The sequence below is a fragment of the Clostridium sp. HBUAS56010 genome (assembly GCF_007115105.1).
Classification (GTDB): domain Bacteria; phylum Bacillota; class Clostridia; order Lachnospirales; family Lachnospiraceae; genus Lacrimispora.
Genome location: NZ_SULJ01000009.1, coordinates 47,840 through 59,094 on the forward strand (window position 1 = coordinate 47,840; position 11,255 = coordinate 59,094).

An 11,255-nucleotide genomic window follows, 5' to 3' on the forward strand; every position below is an offset into this window, starting at 1 on the left:
TCCATATCTGCCATGAAAACTCACTATCTTTGAACCTTACCAATGGGTTATAATCGCAGAGTAATGCAACGATGGATTTTCGGCCATGACAAAACTTAGTGTAAAAAAGGAGAGAACATATTTATGAAAAAGCATTTTAAATTAGTGGCTGTATTATCCGCAGCAGGTATCATCGCTGCTGCAGCTCCGGAGTTCGGCCTCTTAACCACAACCGCTTATGCAAAAGCAACCGGCTGGGTAGAAGAAAACGACTCTTGGAAATTCTATGAAGAGGGCGATTACTATGCGACCGATTCCTGGAAAAAATACGGTGAGGATTGGTATTATTTAAATGAAGACGGCGAAATCGCAAAGAGCCAGGAAATTGATGAATACTATGTAGATGAAAGCGGAAAGAGAATTACAAACCAGTGGATCTCTGTTAACAATGACAGCTACTGGGACTCCCCTGACGCTCCTGAAGTATTCTGGCATTATTATGGAAAAGACGGCAAGAGTGTTGTTTCCAAATGGCAGAAAATCAACGACCAGTGGTACTATTTTGATGAACAGGGTCAGATGCTGACTGGTAAGGTTGAAATCGAAGGTTCCACATACTATCTTGGTGATGAAAACGACGGCGCCCAGAAAACTGGCTGGTTCCAGCTTGACAGCGTAAGCGAAGATCTGGAGAATCCTCTCTCCTGGTACTATTTTGATAAGGACGGAATTATGGTAAAAGATCAGGTCGATAAAAAGATCAATGGTTCCTACTATACTTTCGTAAATGGAGAAATGCAGACTGGCTGGTACAAACTTCCAGTGAAGGCAACTGCATCAGAAGCGGCCGAAAATACAAATGATAATACAGCTTCCGCAGCAGGATATCAGTACTATGATCCTGATGACGGAGTAAGAGTGAGCGGCTGGAGACAGATCGAAGGTATCTCCGGCGTCAGTACAGAAGACGAAACTTACTGGTTCTTCTTTAAAGACGGTGCTCCATACCACTCAGATAAAGGAATTAAATTATTTACTGTAAATTCACAGAAATACGGATTCAATACAAAAGGTGAAATGCAGACTGGTCTTAAAGTCGTAACTTTAGCAGATGGAACGATTGCCAACTTCTATTTTACAACTGAAACCAGCGGCGGTACCATCGGCGTTATGAACACAGGAAAGCAGACCATCTTTAATGATGACTTAGACGAAAATGAGATCTGGTACTTCCATACCTCTGGTTCCAAAAAGGGACAGGGTTACACTGGAATCCTTGATAACACAGTTTATGAATACGGTTTAAGAAAAGAAGCATCTTCTGATTTAAGACTGGCTCCTGTTTCTCTTAATGGAGTAAATTATCTTGTAAATACAAATGGAGTTGTTCAGACTGCATCTTCCACTTCCAAATCCACCGAAAAACCGGAACTGGGAGCAGGATACAAAGACTACAAAGATAACAACAACAAATTCTTTGTTGTTGATACTAACGGTATTATTCAGTAAGATAACGATTAATTATAAATTACAAAAGATTCATCCGTTCAGATAAAAGAGTCCGCATGTGCTTCTGCACTGCGGGCTTTTTTGGCCTGATCTTTATAATTTTTTTTAATTCGATAATTTTTGCGTTATATTTTGCGATCGTTTCCGTTATATATGTTAGGAATAGACTGTTTTTATCATAATTTTAGAAAAAGGAGGAGACTAATGAGAGAATTGTCCGTGTACTATTGTTCTAAGTGCGGTTACTATGGATATTATCAGCTTCAACGCAATGCCGTTTGCCCCAAATGTAAAGTTGAAATGACTCCGCTTTCCATGAGTTATCAGGATTTTATGGATCTGTCCTGCCAGGCAAGGGATGAACTGCTTTCCAAGCATATTATTGAATCATCTTCTCCTTATGTCCAACGACTTCTTGCCCCACACAAAGTCAACAACAGCCGGGAGATTATCGCTCGTATGGGAGATCGCATTACCGAATTAGAAATAGAAAATGAAAAGCTGAACCAAACCATTGAATGGATGCACCAGACAATATGGGAACTTGTACGCAAAAATAAGGGAATGGTTCCTGACGACAACACAGATCTGAAAAAGGGGATGGACCCCTGACAGGGATACCCCCGGGAGTGCTGGGCACTCCCCCACTATCCCTGTCAGGCAATCTTATCAACGCTTATGTAACGACCAAGCAATCTGTTCAGCGTCTGGTTTAATCTCTCAATCACCCTATGGAGTTTCTTGTTTTCTTCCACTAACCTTTCGTTCTCCATCTCTATAATCCGCAGCTTCTCAGCATCTGTCATATAGAAAACCCTCCTTTTTTTCTGCTTTTCTAGTAACCACTATAAGCTGTTTTAAACTGTTTGAAAAGCAAAACCTATCGCAAAATTCGACATATTCTTTTGTCATTTGAAGGAATTTTATATATTTTTCGTAAAAAAGAATCAAAAATACTATATCTATTAACTAAATTTTTCCACAGCACAAGATATGCTATTTACCTCATTCTATTATTGTCGATAAAATTTGTGTTAAAATTCTGTTTTTTCGAACTATATTCAACTATTTATCCTTTATTATAAATCAAGTGCATTTTCTTCTTAATTGAGACATATCACTCAAAACGTGAAAAGCGCAAAAAAAGCTTCATGACATCGGGTTTTCTTAACTGATTTAACCGGCTCTGAGGATTCAACTTTTCAGTTCCTTATAAGAGAATCTTTCAATTATTACAAATACATTATCATAACAATGATTCGAACATATACGGCTTTCTATCTCAGACTTATTGTCGGAATGTTGGATTATGGGCAGGAACAAAAAATAAAAATGGGATAATCGTGCTATTCTATGAGTTTAAATTGACGGTAAAGCATATCACGATAGGATTTATCCACAATTGCATGATTCAATTCTTTCAATTGACCTTTCTGCAGCAGCATCTGCGCCAAATCTGCAAATAATTTTTCTCCCTGGGCATAACCTTCTTCATGTCCTTCTTTATGCCCCTCTTTATGTCCTTCTTTGAGTCCTTCTTTGAGTCCTTCTTTGAGTCCTTCCTCGAGCCCTTCTTTTCGTCCTTTTTCTAAACCTTCTTTACGACCTTCTTCCAGTCCTTCTGCCAAAAATTCGTTATACCTTGTCATGAGAGTCATATAGATCAACCTCCATTCTTTATTTCTACGACCTTTCCGGACTTCTGTTAACGCATAATTTATCAGAGCGTTATCCATTGTAAATAAATCATATTCCTGCGGCGCTCTCAGATAATTAAAAAACTCTACTAATTCATTGCTTATATCCCCCTCTGTTCCACATACATTCACAAAAACTTTATGAGAGCCATCGCCCAGGGGAAGTCCCGGTACCTCTACACAACTGTTTCTGAAATGATATATGTAATGTCCATAACCGAATGGATCAAACATACAAATGAAAATGACATAGCTATCAGACAATTCTTTGTATTGCTGTCCTTTCTGAAGCATTGATGTATCAATCTGGCTCTGATAGTATCTGCTTCTCTGGGGTAAATCGGACTTTACTGCAGTCTGCATTTCAACATTAAAAACCTTACCTGAACTTTTTATATACACATCAAGTCTTACTCCCTTTGCTTCCGGATAAGAATCAAGGGTTTCCTGACTGGATAGGAACTCCAGTCTTTCTACCTGGATCTGTAAAATATGTTCCAATAAACATTTGCACAATGCTTCATTACTACGCATCACATAAGAAAACATAAAATCATCCGTAAATTCCAGTCTTTCGTATTGTTTTATTCTCAATTTTACCTGTGCTTTCCCTACTCTCCAGGGGGACCGCACTTCATTATTCAACTGGGAATAATGTGGTGTGATACACTTTTTACTATTAATCATGAACTCCATCCATGGAATTCATGCCCCGCAAGGACCGCCTGTCTGTTTCAGCATTTTTCCGGAAATCAGCATCGCTTTTTAACACTTAACAACATATAAACCGTCTGTTGAACAAGTTTTATGGTCTTTTTCTTTCTCCCTCCCAACATATCCAGAACCAGTTACCTGTCCACTCCCCCATCTGCTTCCACAGCTTTCAACCCCCGGCGGATTAACTCCTTGATCATCTCATTCTGAGTGACCGTACCAAAGTACGCCTTTCTGACTGCCTTTAACTCAGCTTGCATTTCCGTTGTCAGAGAGATTGTAAGCCGCTTCAAGCCTGTTTCCATTGATTCCTTCTCCTTTCCCATGGTGGTTCACTGAACCCTGTAGTTTTATTATATTGGTTCACCGATGTACTGTCAATACCCATATTTTATATTTCATCTTTACTTCTCTGGTTCACTGATGTATAATTAAATTAATTTATAGATGAGGTGATATTTATGGCTACAAACAAACCAAGGTATACGGTCTCTGTTGATGATGATTTGTTTAAGCAGATTGAAGATTTCCGTTTTGAAAACCGGTTTCAGACCAGATCAGAAGCAACTGTAGAACTGATCCGGCTGGGACTTCGGGCACTCCGAATGGAGAGAGAAGAAAAGCAAAAGTAAGACTGGTTAAGAAACACCTGTAACAAAAAGCGAGTGAACAGACTATAAGTCTTCTAAAACGTTTTTCCTGATACAGGTGTTGTTTACCAGCCTCATTCTTTCTTAACCAGAGACGATACCCCAGGGTATTCCTTTCATCAGAAAAAACCAGTCACGTGTTTTGGGGCTGGTATCGCCATATCATAGAACTTTTTAAATGTTCACATGTTTATCCATTCTCCCCCGCTATCAAGCGGCTTTAAATTTTTTCATATCTGGTATTATTCAGCAACACACTCTTCTTTGATTTCCACTAAGATATCATCATAACGGTTTTTAGGAGAAGCAAAAACCGCTTCCCCTAAAATCGTTAAGAACAACACAATGGACAGTCCTTATGCCTTAATGTATTATACCTTCTGAATCCAGGCACCATCAGGTCCTACCCTATAACCATCAGGTGTGACAGTATCTCTATACACAGCTCCAAGGCTTTCCCCTGCTGTCTTATTAAAGTAATACCAGATTCCATTAATCTGCTGCCACCCCATCAACATCCGTCCCATGGTTCCATCACTAACCGGATTTAAATAATACGTTTGATTCTTATACTCCAACCAGCCAGTAATCATATAACCTTTATCGTTAAAATAATACCATTCCTCTGCATCTTTCTCCCGAACCAGCGCCCAACAACTTCGTGGATAGGTTCCGTCTGTTCCCGACAGCCACCAGCCAGTCTCATCCTGTTTCCATGTTCCATAATAATACGCATCTTTTTTTGACTGGCGTTTTGCAATAGAGACATCTCTATCATCAGAATCACTGGAATCGTTATAGTTATCCGGTATCTTTTCCTCATTCATAACTTTCACTGTAAATGAGTCGATAAATTTCCGCTCCTCTCCCAACTTATCAAGGCCATAATATATAACTTTAACTTTTCGTGTTCCTGGAATTGAAAAATCATATTCTGTTTCATATTGATCTTGTGTCAGAACCTTCTTTCTCGCTGCATTGGATGGGCTTGCTTTTACAAATTCCGTCACCTCCATGCCTGACAGTTCTAACTCTTCCCCAAGTCTGTATCTGGTCTTATCTGGCTTCTTTGTGACTTTTATTTTTGTGGTGTAAAACTCTTCTTCCAGTGCTTCACAGACTGTTACGATAAATGAATCTGTAAAGTTATGCTCAACACCTTCTTCAGCCCATTCGCTATAGAGCACTGTAACTTTTCTTTTTCCAGGTTCAGAAAAATCATAAAGTACCTCATAATCCTCTTCTTCCAATACACTGACTCTTACCGCATTACTGGGACTGGCTTTTTCATACTTTCTTACCTCCATTCCCGTCTGATCCAGTACCTGCCCGATATCATACTGGCTCTTTTCTGGTTTCTGTGTAACTTTGATTCCAGTGGTATGGTAAATATTCTCCTTTGGCAGATCATCTTCTGTTTTTTCATTGACCGCAAGCCAACTGATAACCGGATCGTTCTCCCCTGTCTTTTTTACCAGGAATTCAACAATCTGATCCGAAGGTATCACCACATCTGTCTTGGATCTCAGAATGGATTCTTCCGGCGCTGAGATGGTTATGGTTCCAAGCGAAACCGTCCTCTGCTCTCCACTCTTATCTTCATAGGCTACATAAGCCTCCATCGGACGTGTTACAGACCACCATTCATAAAAACCACTGGTGAACTGATAAGTTCCTGCCTTCAGAGGAAGCCTATACACGATTTCTTTCCCTTTCTTTGCCCACCAGCCCGTTTTATAATGATTGTCACTTTCCTTTCCCATAGAGCCTCCAAGACTCGCCGGGTCTGCATATCCCCAAGTCTGGCTGTCCGCCTCTTTATCCGGAAGTTCATTCAACAGACCTCCCACTGCCTTATCTACCGCATTATAATAAGAGGAGTCCATCTGGTCCACCACTCCCGAATCAATGAAGTAACGCAGGTTTTTAGGGATGGTTTCTACTGTTACACTCACGGGAAGATTCAGTTCCGGTACTTTTCCTTTCACAAGAATTGAAGACCATGGCTTCTTAAAACTGGTTTCTCTTTCTGTGTTCCATGTAACCTCCATCTCCTTTCCAGATACCATAACAGTCTCAGGCAGGTCTGGAAGTGTTCCCTGTTCGGTAATTATAACAGCGGGAAGGTCCGTTTCTGCCTGATCTGCTACCGCAAGCCAACTGATCAGATGAATCTTTGTACCAGCCTTTTTTATCCTGATTTCTACCACACCATCCGTTGGAATCTCCGCTGTTTTGGAATAACAGATATCCGGATCAGAGGCGCTTACCGTTACAGTTCCAAGTTCTATGGTTTCCTCTTCCCCTTCGGCGGTTCTATAACGCAGTTCTACCGTTCCAGAATGAGTCTCATTCCAAAATGCCTGGACACCAATCATAAATCTATGCTTCCCTGCCTTCATTGGAAGCTTATATACGATGTCTGTATCTTTGCTGTAATCCACATAAAGTCCTGATTCATAAATCCCCGTATGATAGGAAATGCTTCCGCTCCCCTTTACTGCAACATCTTCATGTTCCTCGTATCCCCAGGAGCCTTCGGTATACCTTTGATCCGCTTTTTCATTCTCCAGATTAACAGAATCTGCAATCAGATCATAGAGATCGGAATGTCCTGTCATCCCGTTGTCATCTGTAACATCTGCAGTTCCACTGTCAATAAACCAGGTTAATCCAAAAGGAATCACAACTACCCTGACGCTAAGCTTCATTTGCGTATCTTCTATCATACCTGTCACTTCAACCGTATTCCAAAGAGTACTAAAATCCAGATCATTAAAATTCCAGGTCACATCTTTTAAGCTTTCTTCTCCTACTGCATTTACAACAGTTACAGCCTCCGGCAATTCAGGAATCCCATTCTGAATTACGGTCTGTGGTCCGAACTCGTCTTTCACCTTTACAATGGTATCTGATGGAACCACCCTTATGAAAGCATTTCTAAGAGAATTTCTTGTTGTATCCACCATCTTCTGGTCAGGTGAACTTAAAAGAACCTCTTCTGCAGCTGCAAGCTCATGTTCTACCTGTTCTATTAACTTCTGAGGATATAAGTCGGAATGAAAGCTGTACCCTTTTACAAACTCCATCAGAGAAAGCAATTCGCCTGTATAAACATTCTTATTCCCGACAGAAGCGCCCGACAGTAAATCAATTCCATCCACCTGACAGGTTCCCTGTAAGACTTCTAATTTTACCAGATGATCGCCTTCTGTCAGATTCTGTTTCCGCAAAATTGTTTCTCTGTCTCCTGCTGATGCTGTCGTGACCACTTCCTCCTGTCCATCTATGATGAGACGGACTTTCGCCGAGGCTGACTTTCCAAAAATGTTAAAGCCAGTTCCTGCAGGTATTGTAAACTCCATCGCAGTTTTCTGAGGCATGGCGGTATAAGTACGGTTATAAAAAGCAAATCCCTGTCCGATATTGTGAGTTACCTCTCCTTTCCACCAGATTAAAGGAGAAGTATCATCCAGCTTTACCGATGCGAAAGGTGTTTTTCCTTCTATTGGAGTCACTGACAGATTATCAAAAGCTGTGTTCCAAAAACCGCTCATCAGAACCACACGCCCTGTCATTACGGGACTTGATTCATCAATAAATTGTCCTGTCTCCTTTCCATCAAGATACATTGTAATAACGTTTTCATCAACGTTTAGTTCAAGCCTGTGCCATAAATCTGGAATAAAACCTTCCAGCTTTCCAGACTTTTTAATCTTATTAAAACGTAAAAGTTCCCACCTTCCATTGTCATAGATTTTGGCTCTGTATGCAGCACCTGAGGAATGGACCACTTCTCTTGCTCCCAAAACAGCAAAGTTTTCTCCATAGCCTGTGCCTCTGGTATCCAGTTTTATATCAATTCCAGCCCTATAATTCGCCCAGCGGTGGTCCCCAAGGACCGTCCATGGAGCATTGGTAGTCTGGCTGCTCTCATCGCTTCCTCCGCCCCATGGATTCCAGTTATAAGGTCTGTTCTCTCCATGAATCATCTGGGTCAGGACATATCCGGTATCCTCTGATTTGCAGACCTCAAAGGCTCCTTCCAAATCCGTGGTAAAGAACGGTGTTCCACCCCTTTCCTCTACAAAAGAATCCTTGTAATCAAAATTATCCCGGTAGGGGAGAGAAAGCACCTCTCTGTCTTTGCCCGAATCATTTTGCCCAGGTATGTAACTGGTTCCCCGATCAGTTAAACTGGTAAGCGTTATGATTGAATAAGGTTTTACTGTCAATTCAATTGCAGTGGTTCCATCGTCATTGCGGCTGGGTTTGCCCTCCTTTACAATATTCTGAAACCAGTTCGCATCATATTCCTGTCCATCACCTGGACCTCTTGTTTCCCAAATATTATAGGAAGCCTCTGCAGTCTTTAGATTCTTGAGTGTTAACCTATACGTTCTCTTCTTTGAGGTATTATTGGCGAATATGACTGAATAATCATCGGTATCCGGATCCTTAAGAGCAAGTCGGGTATCCGTCGATGTGTCTGCTACAATATCACCATCTCCGGTCTTTCCGTCAGAGAAACAGGCTTCCGGAAGATATCTCCAATCACCATCAGCAAACTTCATAAAATGTTCTGCCATCTGAATTCCCCCGTCAGCTTCATAATAACCCGACCATGGATCAAATGCCCCAATCAACTGTTTGGGACTGTAAGCACTGCCTTCATAGAAAGCCCCAATTGCCGGCTGAAACAATAATTCTGTCATATGACTGGTATACCCCTGGGCATTCTTATAGGCATAGGCAGAAATCAGCCGTTCCGCCATGGCTGCAATTCCTCCCGAACCTCCAATTCCACCCCGAAGCGGATCCACATTCGCCCGGTAATTGGCATTGATCATAGGTGAAGTGGATTCTCCATACCAGATTTCTTTTCCATATTCCTGGTTTAAGCGGTCCAGCTCCCTGCTCCCCATCCATATCTGATAATGATCTGAAATAATATCCACCAGGTCCAGAAACTCCTGATCTTTCATCAGATAATCCACTGTAGTTCCCATACCACGGTATAGATCTGCAGCAACAATCTTAATCTCTCCGTAATCAAATGCACCAATCCCATTGTGTGCATCTTCTTTAAACCTTTTTGCACAGTATTTGATCCATGCAAAATTATCGGGATAATCTTTTCTCCGCTCATTCTGTCCGGGACTCACCTCTGTAATCTTATAGTTATAAGTCTCGTAAACCGCATCAATGGTCTTCCGATACCATTGATATCTCGCCTCAAATCTGGGATTATCATACGCTTCATACCCCTTTCCCTCCTGAGTCCATCTGGGTTCTCCCCAACGGAGAATCTCCACCGTAATATCAGGATTAATGGACCTGGCATCTGCTGCAAACAGAAATCCCGCACCTCTTCGTACATTCGGCTCTTCATCCGGTGATCGCATGGTTGCCGGTTCTGTTCCAGAAGAAGAGTTGACATCAGCCCCCATCTCAATCTTTACATGATTTAACCCTGCCCCATTCTCCCTGTCAAACAGCAATCTCATCATTGTCCAGTATTGTTCCTCATGAAGAGCCTTATAATCCATAAGAAGTCTGGATGTATTATTACAGGTAACAGAACCAAAACCACCGAATGTATTGTATTCATCAATTACCTTTCCATCAACGGTAACAGGAATAACTTCCATATCCGGAAGTTCCTCTCTTACCTTTACAATGGTAAATCCTGAAAGAACTGCGGCTTCACTGCTCCCCTCCTTCCTCTGGAAATCAAGTAAAATCTCCTGTTTTGCATCAATGGTGAAACTGCCGAGAGCTGTATCCATACTCAGCCTGTCTCCCAAAAGAGCTGTGTCCAGGACCTTTGTAACCGTGCTTCCGCTGGTTTCAGCAAAGGTGACCTTCATATCAACTGCCCTGCTGTAGTTTCCCCACCACTCAGCAAATTCTGCAGCTACAACATAAGTTCCTGCTTCCAGAGGAAGTCTGTACGATATCTTCCCATCTCCATCGGTATAGTATCCGGTATAGCCTTTGGTGCCTTTTAATTGAGCCACTTCTCCCTTTTTCTTTGCATCTCCCTCAATTCCCCAGGTCCCCTGAGAATAAACCTGGTCCGGAATGGAGTTTTTAAGGAAAGAAATATCCCCGCTTTCCTTAAAACGTTTAAAATCTGCAGACTCCAGAGGATCTGAACTATTGGAATCCACCAGGTAAATAACCTCTTGCGGAACCGCCAATACTGTGGCGGAAACCTTCTGTCCATTCTCTGTTATGGTCCCCCTTACTCTTACCTGGCTTCCTGCATTATAGAAAGATCCATTCCCTTCTATCTCCCAATTAATGTCCTTTGGAGTCTGTATGGAGGCCCCAGCCTCAACACAGTTTACTACAGAAGGCAACTCATCCAGAGCTGCTGCCATAGCCGGAATCTCCCCTTCCTGAATCTCATACTGAGCTGCCAGCCCATTCACTGGTCCTGCACCAGGCAGACCAGTGAGAACCAGCCCCACACTTAGCGCCAAACAAAGCGTCCTTTGAATTAACTTCCTGGTTTTCAATTTTTATCCCTCCCCCAAATTATAACAACCATTCCTGCCTTTCTTTTTCCCCCATTTGCCTCCACAATTTTTAATTCTTTGCCAATTAATTCTTTCATTAGTTTATTCTGAGATATCTTGTAAAAGTACAACTTTCTGACCATTTTTAACTCAGATTCCATTCATATTTTCTGTATCTTGAT

At 41.6% G+C, this 11,255-nt stretch carries 8 protein-coding genes; 3 read left to right on the forward strand and 5 right to left on the reverse strand.

Features of this window, described 5'->3' with window-relative positions; all coding sequences use genetic code 11:
* The first annotated feature begins 123 nt into the window (after positions 1-123).
* Positions 124-1,488 carry a cell wall-binding protein gene (locus FAY33_RS13995; RefSeq protein WP_143321853.1) on the forward strand — a complete coding sequence of 455 codons (1,365 nt, stop codon included), beginning with the start codon at positions 124-126 and terminating at the stop codon, positions 1,486-1,488.
* A gap of 204 nt (positions 1,489-1,692) precedes the next feature.
* Positions 1,693-2,100, forward strand: coding sequence for a hypothetical protein (locus tag FAY33_RS14000; RefSeq protein ID WP_143321854.1), 408 nt, complete (start codon positions 1,693-1,695; stop codon positions 2,098-2,100).
* Positions 2,101-2,144: 44 nt separating this feature from the next.
* Here FAY33_RS14000 and FAY33_RS19555 read toward each other — a convergent pair whose 3' ends face one another.
* The 3 genes from FAY33_RS19555 to FAY33_RS19560 form a co-directional block, all read right to left on the reverse strand.
* Complete coding sequence (locus FAY33_RS19555) at positions 2,145-2,294, reverse strand: hypothetical protein (RefSeq protein WP_185967639.1); 150 nt, start codon at positions 2,292-2,294, stop codon at positions 2,145-2,147.
* 540 nt (positions 2,295-2,834) lie between these two features.
* Positions 2,835-3,872 (reverse strand): Rpn family recombination-promoting nuclease/putative transposase, encoded by a 1,038-nt coding sequence (locus FAY33_RS14005; RefSeq protein ID WP_185967640.1) that lies wholly within the window; start codon positions 3,870-3,872, stop codon positions 2,835-2,837.
* 161 nt (positions 3,873-4,033) lie between these two features.
* The gene (locus FAY33_RS19560; RefSeq protein WP_185967641.1) at positions 4,034-4,204 is read right to left on the reverse strand and encodes a hypothetical protein; all 171 of its coding nucleotides are present in this window, start codon (positions 4,202-4,204) and stop codon (positions 4,034-4,036) included.
* 156 nt (positions 4,205-4,360) lie between these two features.
* On the opposite strand from FAY33_RS19560, the gene FAY33_RS19565 reads away from it, so the two are divergent.
* Positions 4,361-4,531 (forward strand): hypothetical protein, encoded by a 171-nt coding sequence (locus tag FAY33_RS19565; RefSeq protein WP_185967642.1) that lies wholly within the window; start codon positions 4,361-4,363, stop codon positions 4,529-4,531.
* A 389-nt stretch (positions 4,532-4,920) separates the two neighbouring features.
* Here FAY33_RS19565 and FAY33_RS14010 read toward each other — a convergent pair whose 3' ends face one another.
* On the reverse strand, positions 4,921-11,073 hold the full coding sequence (locus tag FAY33_RS14010; protein WP_143321856.1) for a bacterial Ig-like domain-containing protein: 6,153 nt from the start codon (positions 11,071-11,073) through the stop codon (positions 4,921-4,923).
* Positions 11,070-11,234 (reverse strand): hypothetical protein, encoded by a 165-nt coding sequence (locus tag FAY33_RS19805; RefSeq protein WP_207706027.1) that lies wholly within the window; start codon positions 11,232-11,234, stop codon positions 11,070-11,072. Before FAY33_RS19805 ends, FAY33_RS14010 begins: the two co-directional genes overlap by 4 nt.
* Positions 11,235-11,255: the final 21 nt, after the last annotated feature.